At 67.1% G+C, this 18,704-nt stretch carries 17 protein-coding genes; 9 read left to right on the top strand and 8 right to left on the bottom strand.

Translation table 11 applies throughout. The features are described 5' to 3' along the window. Positions 1 to 79 precede the first annotated feature (79 nt). Positions 80 to 1,288, bottom strand: a complete 1,209-nt coding sequence (gene rlmN / locus U1839_RS09390; protein ID WP_503653309.1) for a dual-specificity RNA methyltransferase RlmN — start codon at positions 1,286 to 1,288, stop codon at positions 80 to 82. Between the two features lie 216 nt (positions 1,289 to 1,504). On the opposite strand from rlmN, the gene U1839_RS09385 reads away from it, so the two are divergent. The 3 genes from U1839_RS09385 (at position 1,505) to murA (ending at position 4,126) form a co-directional block, all read left to right on the top strand. Next, positions 1,505 to 2,263, top strand: a complete 759-nt coding sequence (locus U1839_RS09385) for a phasin family protein (protein WP_332803384.1) — start codon at positions 1,505 to 1,507, stop codon at positions 2,261 to 2,263. A 130-nt stretch (positions 2,264 to 2,393) separates the two neighbouring features. Next, a complete protein-coding gene (gene clpS / locus U1839_RS09380) occupies positions 2,394 to 2,771 on the top strand; it encodes an ATP-dependent Clp protease adapter ClpS (protein WP_281128639.1) in 378 nt (125 codons plus the stop codon). A 71-nt stretch (positions 2,772 to 2,842) separates the two neighbouring features. Further along, positions 2,843 to 4,126, top strand: coding sequence for a UDP-N-acetylglucosamine 1-carboxyvinyltransferase (gene murA / locus U1839_RS09375; protein ID WP_281128640.1), 1,284 nt, complete (start codon positions 2,843 to 2,845; stop codon positions 4,124 to 4,126). A 3-nt stretch (positions 4,127 to 4,129) separates the two neighbouring features. Here the strand turns inward: murA and U1839_RS09370 are convergent, their stop codons facing one another. Beyond that, positions 4,130 to 4,924, bottom strand: coding sequence for a LytTR family DNA-binding domain-containing protein (locus U1839_RS09370; protein WP_332803383.1), 795 nt, complete (start codon positions 4,922 to 4,924; stop codon positions 4,130 to 4,132). A 141-nt stretch (positions 4,925 to 5,065) separates the two neighbouring features. Between U1839_RS09370 and U1839_RS09365 the strand changes: the two genes are divergently transcribed. Next, positions 5,066 to 6,076, top strand: a complete 1,011-nt coding sequence (locus U1839_RS09365; protein ID WP_332803382.1) for an alpha/beta hydrolase family protein — start codon at positions 5,066 to 5,068, stop codon at positions 6,074 to 6,076. A 7-nt stretch (positions 6,077 to 6,083) separates the two neighbouring features. Here U1839_RS09365 and U1839_RS09360 read toward each other — a convergent pair whose 3' ends face one another. Beyond that, positions 6,084 to 7,412 carry a cystathionine gamma-synthase family protein gene (locus tag U1839_RS09360; RefSeq protein ID WP_332803381.1) on the bottom strand — a complete coding sequence of 443 codons (1,329 nt, stop codon included), beginning with the start codon at positions 7,410 to 7,412 and terminating at the stop codon, positions 6,084 to 6,086. A gap of 174 nt (positions 7,413 to 7,586) precedes the next feature. Between U1839_RS09360 and U1839_RS09355 the strand changes: the two genes are divergently transcribed. Then, entirely contained in the window at positions 7,587 to 8,729 is a 1,143-nt protein-coding gene (locus U1839_RS09355) for an N-acetylmuramoyl-L-alanine amidase (protein ID WP_332803380.1), read from the top strand. On the opposite strand, the gene pgeF is transcribed toward U1839_RS09355, so the two are convergent. The 4 genes from pgeF to lgt all read right to left on the bottom strand — a co-directional run bounded on the left by pgeF (position 8,726) and on the right by lgt (position 11,937). Beyond that, the gene (pgeF, locus tag U1839_RS09350; RefSeq protein WP_332803548.1) at positions 8,726 to 9,457 is read right to left on the bottom strand and encodes a peptidoglycan editing factor PgeF; all 732 of its coding nucleotides are present in this window, start codon (positions 9,455 to 9,457) and stop codon (positions 8,726 to 8,728) included. The genes U1839_RS09355 and pgeF overlap by 4 nt on opposite strands. A gap of 41 nt (positions 9,458 to 9,498) precedes the next feature. Further along, positions 9,499 to 10,011, bottom strand: coding sequence for a GNAT family N-acetyltransferase (locus U1839_RS09345; protein ID WP_332803379.1), 513 nt, complete (start codon positions 10,009 to 10,011; stop codon positions 9,499 to 9,501). After that, on the bottom strand, positions 10,008 to 10,979 hold the full coding sequence (locus U1839_RS09340; RefSeq protein ID WP_332803547.1) for a class I SAM-dependent methyltransferase: 972 nt from the start codon (positions 10,977 to 10,979) through the stop codon (positions 10,008 to 10,010). The genes U1839_RS09345 and U1839_RS09340 overlap by 4 nt, the downstream gene beginning before the upstream one ends. 76 nt (positions 10,980 to 11,055) lie before the next feature. Further along, the gene (lgt, locus tag U1839_RS09335; RefSeq protein ID WP_332803378.1) at positions 11,056 to 11,937 is read right to left on the bottom strand and encodes a prolipoprotein diacylglyceryl transferase; all 882 of its coding nucleotides are present in this window, start codon (positions 11,935 to 11,937) and stop codon (positions 11,056 to 11,058) included. A 65-nt stretch (positions 11,938 to 12,002) separates the two neighbouring features. Between lgt and U1839_RS09330 the strand changes: the two genes are divergently transcribed. From U1839_RS09330 to phbB, 4 genes are all read left to right on the top strand, one after another. Then, positions 12,003 to 13,691 carry a class I adenylate-forming enzyme family protein gene (locus tag U1839_RS09330; protein ID WP_332803377.1) on the top strand — a complete coding sequence of 563 codons (1,689 nt, stop codon included), beginning with the start codon at positions 12,003 to 12,005 and terminating at the stop codon, positions 13,689 to 13,691. A 72-nt stretch (positions 13,692 to 13,763) separates the two neighbouring features. Next, on the top strand, positions 13,764 to 16,004 hold the full coding sequence (locus U1839_RS09325; protein ID WP_443030593.1) for a xanthine dehydrogenase family protein molybdopterin-binding subunit: 2,241 nt from the start codon (positions 13,764 to 13,766) through the stop codon (positions 16,002 to 16,004). Next, entirely contained in the window at positions 16,001 to 17,008 is a 1,008-nt protein-coding gene (gene hemH / locus U1839_RS09320; protein ID WP_332803375.1) for a ferrochelatase, read from the top strand. The genes U1839_RS09325 and hemH overlap by 4 nt, the downstream gene beginning before the upstream one ends. A 27-nt stretch (positions 17,009 to 17,035) precedes the next feature. Further along, positions 17,036 to 17,758: an acetoacetyl-CoA reductase gene (phbB, locus tag U1839_RS09315; RefSeq protein ID WP_332803374.1), complete on the top strand. Its 723-nt coding sequence runs from the start codon at positions 17,036 to 17,038 to the stop codon at positions 17,756 to 17,758. Between the two features lie 436 nt (positions 17,759 to 18,194). Here the strand turns inward: phbB and U1839_RS09310 are convergent, their stop codons facing one another. Further along, positions 18,195 to 18,611: a glycine zipper 2TM domain-containing protein gene (locus U1839_RS09310; RefSeq protein WP_281128652.1), complete on the bottom strand. Its 417-nt coding sequence runs from the start codon at positions 18,609 to 18,611 to the stop codon at positions 18,195 to 18,197. Between the last annotated feature and the right edge of the window lie 93 nt (positions 18,612 to 18,704).

The raw sequence follows: 18,704 nt of genomic DNA, 5'->3' as shown, positions 1-18,704 counted from the left end.
TCGGTAAAGCAGCGCTCACGTTGCGCCCCCACCCTACCCGCGCCGCCCTTTCCGTCGGCATGCAGGAGCTATTGCGCACTCACCCCAGCGCGGCGAGCTTCTCTTCGGCCTGGCGATCGAGCTCGGCGCGGCTCTTCTTTTCCGACGCGGTCTTGAGCTGGCCGCAGGCGGCATCGATGTCGCGCCCGCGCGGTGTGCGCACCGGTGCCGAGATGCCGGCCTCGAAGATGATGTCGGAGAAACGCCGCACGCGCTCGGGCGTCGAGGTGTCGTAGGGCGCCCCGGGCCAGGGGTTGAACGGGATCAGATTGACCTTGGCTGGCAGATCATAATGCTTGAGCAGCCGGACCAGCTCATGCGCCTCGGCGTCGCTGTCGTTCTTGTCCTTGAGCATGACGTACTCGAAGGTGATGCGTCGGGCATTGTTGGCGCCGGGATAATCGGCGCAGGCCTGAAGCAATTCCTCGATGCCGTATTTGCGGTTGATCGGGACGATCTCGTCGCGCACTTCCTTGGTCACGGCGTGAAGCGAGACCGCGAGGTTGACGCCGATCTCGGCCCCGGCGCGCGCCATCATCGGCACCACGCCCGAGGTCGACAGCGTGATGCGGCGCTTCGACAGCGCGAGGCCGTCGCCGTCCATCACCAGCTTCAACGCGTCGCGGACATTGTCGAAATTGTACAGCGGCTCGCCCATGCCCATCATCACGATGTTGGTGAGCATGCGGCCTTCGGGCTGGCTTGGCCATTCGCCGAGCGAGTCGCGGGCGAGCATCACCTGACCGACAATCTCGGCGACGGTCAGGTTGCGCACCAGCCGCATCGTGCCGGTGTGGCAGAAACGGCAGTTGAGCGTGCAGCCGACCTGGCTCGACACGCACAAGGTGCCGCGATCGGCGTCGGGGATGAACACCATCTCGTAATCCTGCGCGTCGTCCGAACGCAGCAGCCATTTGCGCGTGCCGTCGGTCGACACCTGCGTCTCGACCACCTGCGGTCGGCTGATCACGAAGCGCTGCTCGAGCCAGGGCTGCATGGTCTTCGAGATGTCGGTCATCAACGAGAAGTCGGTGACGCCGCGATTGTAGATCCAGTGCCACAATTGCTTGGCGCGCAGCTTGGCCTGTTTCGCCTCGAGCTGCGACGTCTCCAGCGCCATGCGCAGGTCGAGCTTGGACAGGCCGAGCAGGTCGATGCGGCCATCGGCGCGTGGCACGAAACTCCGCGGTACGGGCACGGGATCGAAATGCCCGGGAAGGGGCATGGGCGGCGCTACGGTGTCGAGCATGGTGCGGTCCATAGCGGAATCGCCGCGCATTTGCCAGCGACGCGCCGTCGACCGCCGGATCGCGGGCGGTGTCGCGCGGCGATGCTGCCATAAATATTTGATATAGTTGTCTATTATCGGTTGCAGTGACACTTATGTTGCACTGCAACAAAAGACTTGCGAGTCGTCGCCAACGCGATTATATTGCGGTGCAGCATAGAACGACAGGAGGCCGTCATGGCCAGCAAGGACCCGAAGACTGTGACGGCGAAAACGCCCGCCAAGCCCGCGGCGAAGCCCGTTGTTGCATCGGCACCGGCCAAGCCGGTCGCCAAGCCCGTCGTGGCGAAGCCTGTCGCGGAGACGCTCGTCGCTGCGCCGGCGACCTTCCCCGACACCGCCGCGCCCGCCGCGGCCAAGGTCGAGCAGGCCGTGACCGCCACCGTGGCGGCCATCAAAGAAGCCGCCGATACCGCAGTGAAGACCGTGACCAAGACGATTGAAGCAACCCCTGTGGCGGCCCCCGTGCTCGCCGCCCTCAAAAAGGAAGTGACCACCATGGAATCCACCCTGAAGACCGCCGCCGAAAAGACCCAGGCCTATGTCGCCGAAGCCAATGATCGCGCCAAGGCCGCGATGGAAAAGGGCGCCAAGATGTTCGAGGACATGAACGACTTTAACAAGGGCAATGTCGAAGCCCTGGTCGAGTCGGGCAAGATTGCCGCCAAGGGCATGGAAACGCTCGGCCAGAGCGCTGCGGACTATGCCCGCAAGTCGTTCGAGGGCGCGACCGCCACGCTGAAGAGCCTGTCGAGCGTCAAGTCGCCGACCGACTTCTTCAAGCTGCACAGCGACTATATGCGCTCGTCGTTCGACTCGATCGTCGCCGAGACCTCGAAGACCACCGAAGCGATGCTCAAGCTCGCCGGCGAGGTCGCCCAGCCGATCTCGAACCGCGTTGCGGTTGCCGTCGAGAAGGTCAAGATCGCCGCGTAACGCCATCGCGCTACGACGACCAGAAAGGAGGGCGGCGCCGGTTCGGCGTCGCCCTTTTTTGTTTATCGCACGATCTGGCGCTCTCTCCCTCTTGCCCTTGGGCCGCGACGTGCCATATTTTCGCACTCACATGATCAAGCGACCAACATCCAGCGCGCGCGCCGAACGCCTCGGCGACGACAACCAGGGCGGGGGCGACAATGAGCCGCCCGGCACCGGCCTGGGCCTCGCCACGCGCACCCGTACGCGCACCAAGCAGCCGACCCCCTATCGCGTGCTGATCCTCAACGATGATTACACGCCGATGGAGTTCGTCGTGCTGGTGCTGCAGCGCTTCTTCCGCATGAACATGGAAGAGGCGACGCGGGTGATGCTCCACGTCCACCAGAAGGGCGTCGGCGTGTGCGGCGTGTTCAGCTACGAGGTCGCCGAGACCAAGGTCAGCCAGGTGATCGACTTCGCGCGCGAGAACCAGCACCCGCTGCAATGCACGCTGGAAAAGGCCTGAGAGGAGCCGCGCATTCGGCGGCGTGACGTACGCGCCCTTGCGCGGTCCGGGCGGGGCGGTAGATACCGTCCATGGATCGTATTCTCATTCGTGGCGGCAACCGCCTGTCGGGCAAATTGCCCATTTCCGGCGCCAAGAATTCCGCGCTGACTCTCATGCCCTGCGCGCTGCTGACCGAAGAACCGGTGACGCTGCGCAACCTGCCGCGACTCGCCGATGTCGACAGCTTCGGCCATCTGCTCAACCAGCTCGGCGCGTCGACCCAGATCGAGGGCGCGCGGCCGGAGGATTTCGGCCGGGTGATGACGATCCGCGCCGGCAAGCTCACCGCGACCGAGGCGCCCTACGACATCGTGCGCAAGATGCGCGCCTCGATCCTCGTGCTCGGCCCGCTGATCGGCCGCGCCGGCGAGGCGACGGTGTCGCTGCCCGGCGGCTGCGCGATCGGCAACCGCCCGATCGATCTCCACCTCAAGGCGCTGGAGGCGATCGGCGCGAAGCTGGAAATGGCCGCCGGCTACGTCAAGGCGACTGCACCCGGCGGACGGCTGTCAGGCGGCAAATACACCTTCCCGATCGTCTCGGTCGGCGCGACCGAGAATGTCGTGATGGCGGCGGTCACCGCGAAGGGCGGCTCGATCATCGAGAATGCCGCGCGCGAACCCGAGATCGTCGATCTGTGCAATCTGCTCGTCGCGATGGGCGCGAGCATCAGCGGCATCGGCACCGAGACACTGGAGATCGAGGGCCGCGACCGGCTGCACGGCGCGACCTATCGCGTGATGCCCGACCGGATCGAGGCCGGCAGCTATGCCTGCGCGGCGGCGATCACCGGGGGTTCGCTCGAACTGGTCGGCGTGACTGCGCACGACATGCAGGCGACCGTCGCGGCGCTGATCCAGGCCGGCGTGTCGGTGACCGAGAAGAGCGGCAACCTGCTGGTCGAGGCCAATGGCAAGCTCGGCCCGCTGACGCTGTCGACCGCGCCCTATCCCGGCTTCGCCACCGACATGCAGGCGCAGTTCATGGCGATGCTGTGCAAGGCCGACGGCGCGAGCGTGCTGACCGAGACGATCTTCGAGAATCGCTACATGCACGTGCCCGAACTGGCGCGGATGGGTGCCGATATCCTCGTCCAGGGCCGCACCGCCGTGGTGCGCGGCGTCGACCGGCTGGTCGGCGCGCCAGTGATGGCGACCGACCTGCGCGCCTCGATGAGCCTGATTCTCGCCGGTCTCGCCGCCGAGGGCGAGACGCAGGTCCAGCGCGTCTATCATCTCGATCGCGGTTATGAGCGGCTCGAAGAGAAGCTCAGCGCGGTTGGCGCGGATATCGAGCGCGTCGGCGACGGGTGAGTTTTACTGCGCGTCGGTGAGCCATCCACCCGCGCGCAGGTCGGCGACCGCGCGCCGCGCGACAGGCACCGTCAGGCCATTGACGAGGCGCAACCGCATCGATCGTGCCGGCCCGTCGATTCCCGTCACCGCGGCCCGCGCCACCCACCAGGAGCGGTGGACGCGCATGCCTTCGATTCCGGTCAGTCCAGCGATGGCGCGCGCCATCGGCATGAGCAACAACTCGGCACCGAGCGGTGTGTGGACGCGGACATAATGATCCTCCATCGCGAGGCACAGGATCTCGCGGCCAAGCCGCGGCGAGAGCTGCGCCCAGATCGACGCGTCGTCGTCGGATGCCGCGTCTGCGGTGAGTGCCGCCGGTGAAGAGGGGAGTTGCAGCAGGCCCGTCCATCTGGCGTAACCGAGCACCAGCAGTTCGGCGACGAGCAAGACCTGCAGATACCAGACGAGCAGCCCGATCGGGATATGCGCCAATTCAGGCCAGAACCACAGGGCCAGCATCCGCGTCACGATCGCCTGCGGGATCGACGCAATAATGACGAGGAAGACGCCGACTATCCGTGGCGGGATTTCGCTTCGACGGGCCAGCGGCAGGATGCTCACCACCGCCGCGCCATAGACGACGACCCCGAACCACATCGACACCACCCAATAGGCGATGCGATATTCCGCACTGCCATTGAGATAGCTGCCGAACGGTCCCGCCAGGCCGAGGATGGCGCCTGCGATCGTCGCGGCGACCACCGCCCGTGCGATCGTCGCTGCTCTGCCTTTGCCTGGTGCCGCTGCCGTCATCGCTATCTGCCTATCGGGTCGACGCCGCAGCGGCAAACGCGCCCGCTTGCGAACCCGTTCGCCCATTGACGAAACGGCCCTCGCGCCGCGTCAGGCCGCCTGTCAGGCGATGGGCCTGCCACGCCAACCGGAAAGTACGCCATGATCGCTTCGCTTCGTCACCTCGCCTGTCTGCTGGCCGCGCTCGTCGTGCCGGTCGGCGCCGTCGCCGCGCCTTCCGATGCGCCGCGCAATATCGGCTTTCAGCATCTTCAGGTCGATGGCACCGAAATCGGCATCTGGTACCCGACGGATGCGCCGGCCGCGTCGCACGCGCTCGATCTCTATGCGCAGACGGTCGCGATCGACGCGCCCGTTGCGGGGAATGATCGCGCGCTGGTCGTCATCTCGCACGGCAATGGCGGCAGCTATGCCGGGCATTACGATACCGCGCTGGCGCTGGCGCAGGCCGGCTTCGTGGTCGCGTCGCTCACCCATCCCGGCGACAATTGGCGCGATCAGCGCAGCGCGCTCGATATCGCCGCGCGAACCCGCGCGATCAGCGCGCTGATCGACTATATGATCGATCGCTGGTCGGGCCATGCCGCGCTGTCACCGCGGCGCGTCGGCGCGTTCGGCTTCTCGGCGGGCGGATTGACGGTGTTGACGGCTGCCGGCGGCGTGCCCGACCTCGGTCGCCTGGGCCAACATTGCGCCGACCATCCAAACTTCTTCGACTGCACCCTGATTGCGTCGCACCGCGATGCGGTCGCGTCATTATCGGCGACGCCGGCATGGCGCGCGGATCACAGGATACGCGCCTTGGTCGTCGCGGCCCCCGCGCTCGGCTTTACCTTCGACCACGCCGGGCTCGCCACGCTGACCTTGCCGATCCAGCTATGGCGCGCAGCCGACGACCATGTCCTGCCGCAGCCTTATTATGCCGAAGCCGTGGCAAAGAACCTGCCCGCGAAGCCAGACTATCATGTCGTGCCGGGCGCCGATCATTTCGACTTCCTCGCACCGTGCAGCACCGCGCTGGCGGCGCAGGTGCCGGCGATCTGCCGCAGCGCCCCCGGCTTCGACCGCGCGGCCTTTCATGCCACCTTCAATGCGGCGGTCGTCGCGTTCTTCACCCGCAGCTTGCCGGCACACGTTCGGCGAGCGAGGTAGGTCTCGATCATATCGAATCGAGCGCCTGGGTGAAGTCGGCGATCAAGTCGTCGGCATCCTCGACGCCGATCGAGATGCGCACCAGATTATCGGTGATGCCCAGCGCCTGCTTGCGTGCCTCGGGCACCGACAGATGCGTCATCGCCGCCGGGTGGCTGGCCAGCGTCTCGGTGCCGCCGAGGCTGACCGCGAGCTTGGCGATCTTGAGCGCATCGAGAAAGGCGAAGGCCTCCTTCTCGCCACCCTTGACGATCAGCGAGAAGGTCGAGCCGGCGCCGGTGCAATGCCGGCGATAGATGTCGGCCTGGCGTTCCATGCCGGGCGTTTCCTCGAGGAAACTGAGATAACCGACGCGCTCGACCTTGGGATGCGTGCGCAGATAGGCGCAGACCTTGGCGGCATTCTCGCCGGCGCGGCTCATCCGCAACTCCAGCGTCTCGAGGCTGCGCATCAGCATCCACGCCGTATTGGGGTCGCAGATCGTGCCGATCGTGTTGCGCATCAGGCGAATGGTGTTGATATGCTCCTTCGAGCCGAGCACGCCGCCCGCCACGAGGTCGCTGTGCCCGCCGGCATATTTGGTCAGCGAATAGACCACGATCTCCGCGCCATGCTTGAGCGGCTGGAGCCAGAGCGGGCCAAGGAAAGTGTTGTCGATCGCGATCGGTGGTTTGGTCGCCGCGTTCTTGAAGATCGCGTCGCGGCTCGCCCGCACGGCCTCGATATCGACCAGCGCGTTGGTCGGGTTGGCCGGGCTTTCGAGATAGATCAGCGCGACATTGCCGCTTGCCGCCTTGGACAGCACCGCGTCGATCTCCTCGCGCGTCGCGCCGGCCGGGAAGTCGAGCCAGTGCACGCCGAAGCGGCCGAGGATGCGCGCGATCAGGGTCTCGGTCGCGGCATAGAGCGGGCCAGAATGAACGATCGTGTCGCCGGGTTTGACCATCGACAGGAACAAGGTGGCGATCGCCGACATGCCCGAGGAAAAGGCAAGCGCGTCCTCGGCGTCTTCCCAGATGCCGAGCCGGTCTTCGAGAATCTCCTGGTTCGGCCCGTTGAAGCGGCCATAGACCAGGCCCTCTGACCCGCCCGGGCGCTTGCCCGTCACGCCCTCGAAATGGCGCTTGCCGGCGGCGGCGTTGGGGAAGACGAAGGTCGAAGTGAGGAAGATCGGCGGCTTGAGCGCGCCCTCCGACAGCGTCGGGTCATAGCCATGGCCCATCATCATGGTGGAGGGCTTGAGCTTGCGCCCGCCGATCGATTCGACGCTGGCCGTGGGCTTGCCCCGCGCAGGGACGCTGGTCAGGTCGGCTTCTGTCTCGTTCTTGTTCGCCATCGGAAATACTCTGGAAAAGGGAGGATGCGCCTCCCTAACGCGCGATTGTTGCAAATGATACCATCGCCGGCGCGGGGCTCTTTCTACGAGATCGGACCGATTCGGACATGATCGTGCTTGCATCACCGCGCCGCGACGGCGAGGCTTGGCGCGCATCAATCCGGGGGGATAGACGTGCCGACCAACGCATTGCTCAACCGACTGTCCGCCATCTATGCCGGGACGGCGATTCGTTACCCGCATCTAAAGGCCGTCACGCTCGCCCAATGGCTGATCGAGAGCGGGCGCGCTACGTCGGATCTCGCGACGCGGCATTATAACTTCGCCGGCTTGAAATGGCGCCCCGAAATGGCGCTGTTCGCCACCAAGGTCATGTATCAGGCGCATGATGGGCTCGACGCCTATTGCAAGTTCGCGACGCTCGAGAGCTTCGTCTCGGGCTATTGGGCGTTTATCGGTCGCCCGCTCTATTCGGGCTGGGAAACGCATGTCGATACCGCCGAGGACTATATCCGTTTTATCGGCCCGATTTACACGCCGACGCCCGGCTATGCCGACACTATCCTCGCGCTCGTTCCCGAAGCGCAGGCGCTGCTCGACGCCTCCGCCACCGCGATGACCGAAGCCAGTGTCGGCCTCACCGATATCGGCACGATCATCCTCGATCCCGGCCATGGCGGCGACCAGAAGGTCGGCGGCAGCAGCCCGAACAATGCGGTCAGCGTGAGCGGCGTGAAGGAAAAGAAGCTCACGCTCGATTTCTGCATGATCCTGCGCGACCTGCTGCTCGCCCAGGCGGCTGCCGCGAACCAGAAGATCCAGGTCGTCCTGACGCGGACCTCCGACGTCAATGTCGGTATCGTCGATCGCGCGGCCTTTGCCGGGCGATACAAGGCCAAGGCACTCGTCTGCCTGCATTTCAACGGCATGACCGACCCGACGATCCGCGGCGCCGAAACCTATTATGCCGACGCCGCGCACGGCAATACCAACGTCCAGGCGGACATGGCCTTTGCCGCGGCGGTCCATGCCGGCTGGATCGCCGGACTGCGCGCGGTGCTGCCAGGTACGCGCGATCGTGGCCTCAAGCCCGAATCGGACTCCGGGCCGGGCGGGCTTGGCATCCTGCGCGACGCGGCGCTCGGCAACCCGCAACCGACGCGCAAGTGCCTCGGCGCCTATATCGAGGGCGAGTTCATCTCCAATCCCGGGGTGGACAAGGCATTCATCTCGGGCCCGGATGCGATCGCCAACCGGACGACCGCGCTCGCCGCGCTGGCGACCGTGCTGCGCGCGCAACTTGCCAGCCTTCCTTAGAGCCCAATGATCGCGATCTGCCGCCCATAGGTCGGCTCCCCGCGGCGCGTCGCGCGACGGAAGCTGAAGAAGCGGCTTTCATCGGCATAGGTATCGAGGCCGAGCGCGGCGATGCGCGTCACCCCGGCGATGGCGAGGCGGTGCGCGACATAGGCTTCGAGATCGAACTGGTGATGGCCGGGTTTGCCAGGCGCGAAGAAGCGTTCATTGGCGGGATCGGCAGACTCGAAGCGGCGCGCGAAGCCGTCATCGACCTCGTAACTGGCGCGGGCGATGCACGGGCCGATCGCGGCGGCGATGCGCTCGCGGCGCGCGCCGAGCCGCTCCATCGCGGCCAGCGTCGCGTCGGTGACGCCGCCGATCGCGCCCTTCCAGCCGGCATGCGCCGCGCCGACCACGCCGGCCGCGACATCGGCGAGCAGCACCGGCGCGCAGTCTGCGGTGACGATGCCCAGCGCAAGGCCGGGGCGATCGGTCACCAGCGCGTCGGCATGTGGCCGCGCCGCATCGTCCCATGGGTCGGCAACGGTCACCGCATCGGCGCTATGCACCTGGAACACGCTGACCAGCCGCCCGCCGGGCACCACCGCCGCAACCGCGCGACGGCGATTCTCGGCGATCGCCTGAGGCTCATCGTCCGAGCCGAGCCCGACATTGAGCCCGGCAACCACGCCGGTCGACACGCCGCCGCGCCGACCGAGAAAGCCGTGCGCCGTCCCGGCCAGCATCGGTGCGCGGATTACCTCGACCGCGCTGACAGCATCGGCGCTCACAGGACCAGCCGCATGATGCGATCGTCGTCGATCGTCTCGCCGACACGGAAGGCGTAGCGCCCGATCTCGCGGAAGCCGTAGCGCTCGTAGAAGCGGTGCGCGCGGTGATTGTCGACATAGACGCTGAGGATGATCTCCTTCGCGCCATGGCTGCGGGCATGCTCGAGCGACCAGTCCATCAGCACCGGCGCGACGCCTTCGCCCTGCCACGGGGCGAGGACGTAGAATTGATAGAGTTCGATCGCGTCGGGCCGCCATTCGCCGGGGAAGGTCACCGGACCCATCTTGACGAAGCCGATGATCTCGTCGTCGGCCAAGGCAAGCCGCACCGCGAAATCGGGGTCGGACAGCTGCGACGGCAGGCCGTTCGCCCCGAACGCCTCGTCGAGGAACGCGGCGAGATCGGACTGGCGATAGAGCGTGCCGAACGTCTCGGTGAACGAGCGCCGCGCCATCGCGGCGAGCGCCGGCCCGTCGATCGTGCGGGCATCGCGATAATAGATAGTCATGCAAACCCCGCGGGAATGGGCCAGTCGGGCGCGGTCAGCGCCAGCGCGCGGAACAGATGCCCCATCGCGTCCTCGCCGACCAGCCGGTTGCGATCGGCAAGGATCGCCGCGGCACGATCCGACGCGTCGGCGGCGAGTGCGCTGGCGCGTGCGTCGATCCCCAGCGCGCCGAGCAGGTCGCGCTGGCTGACCGTGCCATAAGGCACCGCGCCCTCGAGTCCGGCAGCGGCGGCGAGCGTCGCGAAATCGACATGCGCGGTCAGGTCCTGCTCGCCCGGCGCGTCGAAGGGGTTGGCATAGCCATGGCCGCGCACCGCCTGCAGCGTTTCGCCGAGCGCCGGTCCTTCATAGCCATAATCGATCGCCAGCAGCGCGCCGCCCTGCGCGACGATGCGCCGCGCCAGCGCACGACAGGTCGCGACGCCGGCGGGGCTGGTCTCGATGATCGCGCCCGGCGGTGCGTTGCGCAGGCTCGGCGGGATGACATTGTCGGGCACCGGCTTGCCGGGGATCGGCAGGAACAGCACGTCCTGGCACGCGACCAGCCGCTCGTGCCAGCCCTCGCCCCAACGCAGCAATTGCCGGATCGGCAGCGCGTCGAAGAATTCGTTGGCGATCACGATCAGCGCGCGGTCGTCGGGCAGCGTCGTGACGTCGTCATGCCAGCGCGCCGCCGGCACGCGCTCGGCCTGCGCGGCACGCAGCACCGGGCTGGTCTCGACGAAATGCACTGGCGGGGTCAGGCCCGCCTTGGCCATCGCGCGGAGCGCATCAGCCGCCAGCGTGCCGCGCCCCGGGCCGAGTTCGACCCAGGCGATGTCGGGCCGCCCGGCGCGGTCCCACAGATCGGCGCACCACAGCCCGATCAGCTCGCCGAACATCTGGCTGATCTCCGGCGCGGTGACGAAATCGCCGCCCGCCCCCAGCGGATCGCGCGTCGCATAATAATGCGCATTGGCGGCGGCCATGAACTGCGCGATCGGGATCGGCCCGGCGAGCGTGATCGCGCGGGCCAGTCGGTCGGCCAGGGTTCCCTCGCTCACCTCAGGCGACGCTCTCGTCCCCGGCGATCGGAACGACGCGGTGGCGGCGCTTGGCGGCGGTCAGCACGAGATAGAGCCCGACGGCGATCATCGGCAGCGTCAGGACCTGGCCCATATGAATGACATTGTCGAAGAAGCCGCCGACGAACTGCGAATCGGGCTCGCGGAAGAATTCGACGGTGAAGCGCGACAGGCCGTAACCGAGCAGGAACAGGCCGACGAGCTTGCCCGGGTCGTAACGCGCCTTGGTGCGCCAGAAGAAGAACCACAGCAGCGCGAACAGCACGATGCCTTCGAGACCGGCCTCGTACAGCTGGCTGGGGTGGCGTGCGACGTCCTCGCCGGTGCGCGGAAAAACGATCGCCCAGGGCAGATTGCTCTTCTTGCCCCACAATTCGCCGTTCACGAAATTGGCCAGCCGGCCGAAGAACAGCCCGAACGGCACGCAGCAGGCGAGATAATCGTGGATCCGCAGCCAGTCGAGCTTCTGCTGGCGCGCGAACAGGATGATGCCGATCGACGTGCCGATCATGCCGCCATGGAACGACATGCCGCCGTCCCACAGCCGTAGAACGCTGAGTGGATTGAGCAGCATGCTCGGGGCGTAGAACAACACATAGCCGATCCGCCCGCCAAGGATGATGCCGAGCGTGGCGTAGAACACCAGGTCGTCGGCGTGGCGGCGTGCCATCGGTGCGCCCGGCTGGCTGAGCAGCTTGATCAGATACCACCAGCCGACGACGATGCCGCTGATATAGGCGATCGAATACCATTTGATGTCGAATTCATGCCCGAACAGCCTGATCGGGATCGCCACCGGGTTGAGCGGCAGGTCGGCGAAATGGATGTGCGACTGGGCTGCGGCGAGCGCGGTAAGGATCAAGGCTTTTCCCCGAGAGTTCGCGCCTCCATAAAGGCGCCAGGCGACAAGACCAAGAGGGAGAGCATATGCGCACCGAACTGGACCGGCGGATGGACGAGAGCATGGCCGCGCTCACCGGCGCAGGCGGGCCGCTCGCACTTGGGTCGGTCGATATCGGCGGCACAATGATGCCGATGATCGCCACCGTGCCGGCGTCGTTGCCGGGCTATTTCGCGCATTACGCGGCCGAGCATCACGACAAGACCTTCCTCGTTTCGGGCGAGGAGCGGCTGAGTTTCGCGAACGTTTATGCCGAGGCCGAGCGGGTCGCGCGCGCGCTGGTCGCGGCGCACGGCGTGCAAAAGGGCGATCGCATCGGTATCGCGATGCGCAACTCGCCGTCATGGATCGCGCTCTACATGGGCATCATCATGGCGGGCGGCATTGCCACCCTGCTCAACGGCTGGTGGCAGTCGGGCGAGCTTGCCGCAGCGATTGCCGATGTCGATTGCGCGTTGGTCTTCGCCGACCCGCCGCGTGCCAAGCGCCTTGGCGAGATTCACGATCTCGGCGCGACGGTGATCGCGATCGACGACACGCCCCCGCTCGCCATCGCGCTTGCCGAGCTTACGGCGCACGAAAGCGCCACGACCGCGTTGCCGGTGCTGACCGGGGATGACGATGCGACCATCCTGTTCACCTCGGGCTCTACCGGCCAGTCCAAGGGCGCGATCAGCGATCACCGCGCGGTGGTGCAGGCGGTGTACAACTACCTTGCCCAGGCGCTGGTCGCGCTCGGCATCGCCACCGTCGATGGCGAGGCGACCGACATGCAGCCGGCGACCTTGCTCAACGTGCCGCTGTTCCACGTCACCGGCGAAGTCCCGGTGTTCCTGCAGAGCTTCGCCATGGGTCGCAAGCTGGTGCTGATGCCGAAATGGGATGCAGAAACGGCGATGCGGCTGATCGAGGCCGAGAAGGTGACCTATTTCGTCGGTGTGCCGCTGATGAGCTTCGAGATCCTCACCCACCCCAATCGCCATAAATACGACATGTCGACCGTCGCCGATTTCGCCGCCGGCGGCGCACCGCGCCCGGTCGAGCATGTGCGGCGGATCGATGCCGAGATGGGCGGCGGTGCGCCGCTGGTCGGTTACGGCCTGACCGAGACCAACGGCATCGGCTGCAGCAATTGGCGCAGCAACTATCTCGCCAAGCCGAGCTCGACCGGCCGGCCGCAGGCGCCGCTGGTCGATCTCGCTATCCTCGACGACCTTGGCCGGCCGGTGGCACAAGGATCGCGCGGCGAGATCGCGATCCGTTCGGTATGCAATTTCCGCGAATATTGGGGTCGCGCGCAGGCGACGCGCGATGCGTTCACCGCCGATCGCTACTTTCTCACCGGCGATGTCGGTTATCTCGACGAAGACGGCTATCTGTTCATCGTCGATCGCAAGAAGGACATCATCATCCGCGGCGGCGAGAATATCTCCTGCCAGGAAGTCGAGGCCGCGATCTACGAGCATCCCGCGATCGCCGAGGCCGCGGTGTTCGGTCTGCCCGACGAGCGTTTCGGCGAGGTGCCGGGGGCGGTCGTCCTGCTCCGCGAGGGCGAGACGATAACGTCCGAGGATCTGTGCGGCTTCCTGTTCGCCAACATCGCCGCGTTCAAGGTGCCGCAGCGGATCTGGATCGCCGACGCGCCCTTGCCGCGGCTCGGCACCGAGAAGATCGACAAGGTGACGCTGCGCACAACCTATCGCGCGCTGGCCTGATTCGTCGGCATCGGCGGAATTGGCCCATCGGGAGGATTGGTGTTTCGCGTGTCTCGCGATAGAGCAGCCACGATGGCGGTGCGCGATGTCCTGGACAAGATCGACCGGCGCACGCTGCTGATCGGCGGGGGCGTGGGGGCCGGGTTGATCGTCGCGCTCGCGGTGTGGCCGCGCAGCTATACCCCCAATCTCACCGCCGCCAAGGGCGAGACGCTGTTCGGTGCCTGGCTCAAAATCGGCGAGGATGGCCATGTCACCGTCGCCGTGCCGCAGGCCGAACATGGTCAGGGCGTCTATACCACGCTGCCGCAGATCGTCGCGGACGAACTCGGCGCGGACTGGCGCACCGTCGCGGTCGAGGCGGCGCCGCTCAACCCGCTTTATGCCAACAAGCTTGGCGCCGGAGAATTGTTCGAGGGCGTGTTCGATCGCCTGCCGGCGCCACTGCGCGACGCGCACGTCACGCGCAGCGGGCTGATGCTGACCGCCGCGTCGAGTTCGGTGCGCGCGTTCGAGGACGATCTACGCCAGGCCGGTGCCGCAGCGCGCGTGCTGCTGTGCAAGGCAGCGGCGAAGCGTTGGGGCGTCGACTGGCAGGCATGCGGGACCGCGGCCGGCTTCGTCGTCCATGGCAAGGACCGGCTGCGCTTCGGCGAACTGGCGGCCGAGGCCGCGCGCCACAGCCCACCCAGCCCCGTGCCGCTGCGCGGCGCCGACCCCGCGCGGCTCTACGGCCAGTCGCTGCCGCGGCTCGACACGCCGTCAAAGGTCAACGGCGCAGCGAACTTCGCCGGCGACGTGCGCTTGCCGGGCATGGTGTTCGTCAGCATCCGCCAGGCACCGATCGGCAACACGCAGCTGACCCAGGTCGATCGCGCGGCGGCAGCAAAGGTCCGCGGCATGGTTGGCGTGGTGACGACCGACAAATGGGTTGCCGCGGCAGCGAACAATTGGTGGGCGGCGAACAAGGCGCTCGATGCGCTCGCGCCGACCTTTCGGCTGCGCGGCGCGCTGATCGGCACCGAATCGATCGCGCAGGCCTTGAGCGCCGCGCTCGACGGGCCCGGCGAGCGCATGGCGGCGGTCGGCGACCTGGCGGCGGCGTTCAAGGGCGCGCGGCTGGTGACGGCCGAATATCGCGTCGGCGTCGCGGCGCATGCCGCGATCGAGACGATGAGCGCCGCCGCGCGACTCGAGGATGGGCGGCTCGAACTGTGGCTGCCGACGCAGGCGCCTGGGCTCGCGCGCGCGGCGGCGGCGGCGGCGATCGGCCTGTCCGAGAGTGACGTGACCGTCTACCCGATGCTGATCGGCGGCTCGTTCGGCGCCAATCTCGAACATCGCGCCGCCGAACAGGCCGCGCTGATCGCGCGCGAACTGGGCCGGCCGGTATCGCTCGTCTGGTCGCGCGCCGAGGACATCATGCACGATCGCTTTCGCCCGCCGGCGATGGCGCGGATGGCGGCGCGGCTCGGCCCCAACGGCCAGATTCTCGGCTGGCTGGCCAAGATTGCCGCGCCTTCGACCGGGCGCGAGTTGGCGGCGCGGCTGATGGCGCACGACCGCGCAACCGGCGCCGCGCTGGCGATCGACGGCCTGGGCGACGGCTATGCCGTGGCCGGGGCGACGCCCTTCTATCGCATGCCGGCCTATGCCATCGACCATCATCCGGTCGATATCGGCGTGCCGACGGGGCATTGGCGCGGCGGGGCGCACAGCTACACCGCCTTCTTCACCGAATGCTTTCTCGACGAACTGGCGCATGTCGCCGGGACCGAGCCGTTGTCGTTCCGCATCGGCATGCTCGGCGGCGATGCGCGGCTGGCGCGCTGCCTGTCGACCGCCGCGTCGCTCGGCGGCTGGGAGGGCGGGGTGCAGAATAGCGGCCAAGGCATCGCCTGCCACAGCTTTCGCGGCAGCCGCATCGCGGTGCTGGCGGAGGCGCATATCGGCGAGGGCCAGGCGATCAGCGTCGACCGCATCGTCGCGGCGGTCGATTGCGGGCGACAGGTCAATCCCGACATCGTCAAGCAGCAGATCGAGGGCGGGCTGATCTTCGGCATGGCGGCGGCATCGGGCGCGAGCACCGGCTTCACCGAGAATATCGCCGATGCGCGCGGCTTCCACGCGCTCGGCCTGCCGCGCCTGTCCGACACCCCCGACATCATCGTCGAGATGATTCGCAGCGAGGCCGATCCCGGCGGCGCCAGCGAACTCGGCGTGCCGGCGATCGCGCCGGCCATCGCCAATGCGCTGCAGGCCTCGACCGGCTTTCGCATGCGCACCCTCCCCCTTGTTCCGGGCGAAGTATGACCCTGCCTCCTGATCATCCCCCGGTCGCGCCGCCGCGCATCGGCGTCCTGCTCGTCAATCTCGGCACGCCCGACGGGCCGGATACCGCGTCGGTCAAACGCTATCTCGGCGAGTTTCTGTCCGATCGCCGCGTCGTCGAGCTGCCGCCGCTGTTGTGGCAGATCATCTTGCGCGGCTTCATCCTCAACACCCGGCCGCGCAAGTCGGCGCACGCCTATAGTCAGGTGTGGCGCGACGACGGCTCGCCGCTCGCCGCCTTCACGCGGCTGCAATCGGCCGCGCTGGCCGGCGCCTTTGGCGACGGGGTGATGGTCGACTGGGCGATGCGTTATGGCCGGCCTTCGATCGGCGACCGGATCGCGGCGATGAAGGCCGCCGGGTGCGAGCGCATCCTGTTCGCCCCGCTCTACCCGCAATATTGCGGCGCGACGACCGCCACCGCCAACGACAAGGCGTTCGAAACGCTCGCCGCGATGCGCTGGCAACCGGCGCTACGCACGCTGCCGCCCTATCATGACGACCCGCACTATATCGACGCGCTCAGGCAGTCGGTCGAGCTCGCCCTTGCCGGGCTCGATTTCGAACCCGAAGCGATCATGACCAGCTTTCACGGCATGCCGTTACGCACGCTCGAACTGGGCGATCCCTATCATTGTCATTGCCGCAAGACCGCGCGCCTGCTCGCCGAGGCACTGGGGCGCGAGGTCATCGTCACCTTCCAGTCGCGCTTCGGTCGCGCCAAATGGCTCGAGCCGGCGACCGACGACGTGCTGATGGCGCTGCCCGGCCAGGGGACGAAGCGCGTCGCGGTGATCGCGCCGGGCTTCTCGGTCGACTGCCTCGAAACGCTGGAGGAGCTGGCGATTCGCGGCAAGGAACAGTTCGTCGCAGCCGGCGGTACCGATTTCGCCTATATCCCCTGCCTCAACGACAGTCCGATCGGCATTGCAATGTTGCGGAAATTGATCGGCCGGGAGCTTGAAGGCTGGACCCGCACCGCCTAGCCTCGCGCGAAACGAGGAGAGGCGAATATGGCACGAGTGGCGATCGTAACCGGCGGTACACGCGGGATCGGCGAGGCGATCAGCCTGGCATTGCAGGAGGCGGGGATGACGGTCGCCGCCAGCTATGCCGGCAATGACGAGCGCGCGCGGGAGTTTACCGAGCGCACCGGCATCAAGGCCTATAAGTGGGACGTCGCCGACTATGACGCCTGCCAGGAAGGCGTGGCGCGGGTCGTCGCCGATCTCGGCCCGATCGATGTGCTGGTCAACAATGCCGGCATCACCCGCGACGGCACGATCATGAAGCTGACCTATCAGGCGTGGAAAGAGGTGATCGACACCAATCTCGGCGGCTGCTTCAACATGGCCAAGGCGGTGTTCCCCGGCATGCGCGACCGCAAATGGGGCCGGATCGTCAATATCGGCTCGATCAACGGGCAGGCCGGGCAATATGGCCAGGTCAATTATGCCGCCGCGAAATCGGGTATCCATGGCTTCACCAAGGCGCTGGCGCAGGAAGGCGCGCGCGCCGGGGTGACGGTCAATGCGATCGCGCCGGGTTATATCGACACCGATATGGTCGCCGCGGTGCCGGCCGACGTGCTGGAGAAGATCGTCGCCAAGATTCCGGTCGGCCGGCTCGGCCAAGCAAGCGAGATCGCGCGCGGTGTGGCTTTCCTCTGCTCGGACGATGGGGGTTTCGTTACCGGATCGACGCTAAGCATCAATGGTGGGCAGCATATGTACTGACGGGCGCAGGCGCGGCTACGACCGCGCCGATGCGCGCAAGCGCAGCGCCCGGCACGGCCGGCGGACGGGCACAGCCCGATCCGGCCGACGGCGGCGGCTTCGCCGTCGCCCCCCTTCCTTCTTTCTTTTGTTCTACCCTCTCGAACCCCATCCCGCGCCGGCGGCAAAGCCGCCGTCGGCCAGGTTGCTGCGCACCCGCCGGCCGGTCGTGGCGCTGCGCATTCGCGCATCGGCGGGTAGCTGGCGCTACCCGCCTGCGTCACGACAAAGGGCCGGCCCCCTTACGGAGACCGACCCTCGCCCTCGATACGCTACGCGAGGGAACTCTCTAACCTGACGGCGCCGTCGGACCGGTCGGCGAGCCGACCCGCCGGCCGTGCCGGGCGCTGCGCTTGCGCGCACCGGTGGCTAGCCCGCGGCTAGCCACCTGCACCCGTTATCGCCGGCAATAATCCGGCCGATCCGAACGCTCGATCGCGCGGCCGGCAAGCGCACCGGCACCGGCGCCGAGCACCGCACCGAGCGTGCGGTCGCCGCGACCGGCAATCGAATTGCCGAGCAGGCCGCCGGCAATCGCGCCGATGATCGTGCCCGTGTCGCCCTTGCGGCACTGATCGCGATAACGGTTGCGGTTATAGCCATTATAGCCGCGCTGATCGTAATAACCGCGCTGGTCGTAACCGCGCTGGTCATAGCCGCCGCGATAACCGCCCTGATAGGGATCGCCGTAACGATCCTCGTAACCGCGGTCATAATGGCGGCCATAGCTCTGCGCCGCGGCCGGCGTAGCGGGGATCAGGGCGGTGGCGCCCATCGCGAGCGCGGCCCCGGCGAGCGAAAGTTTCTTGAACATCTTCAGTCTCCCAGTGGTCGGCGAAAATCCGACTCGGTGGCGTCATTGCCATCGACGATGCTGCTTCTGCCCGAGTCGCGTTGAGCGCGTCCT

It is taken from the genome of Parasphingomonas halimpatiens (genome assembly GCF_036663795.1).
Classification (GTDB): Bacteria; Pseudomonadota; Alphaproteobacteria; order Sphingomonadales; family Sphingomonadaceae; genus Sphingomonas.
Note: the sequence above shows the minus strand (reverse complement) of the source record. Positions and strands in the feature narration are given on the sequence as shown.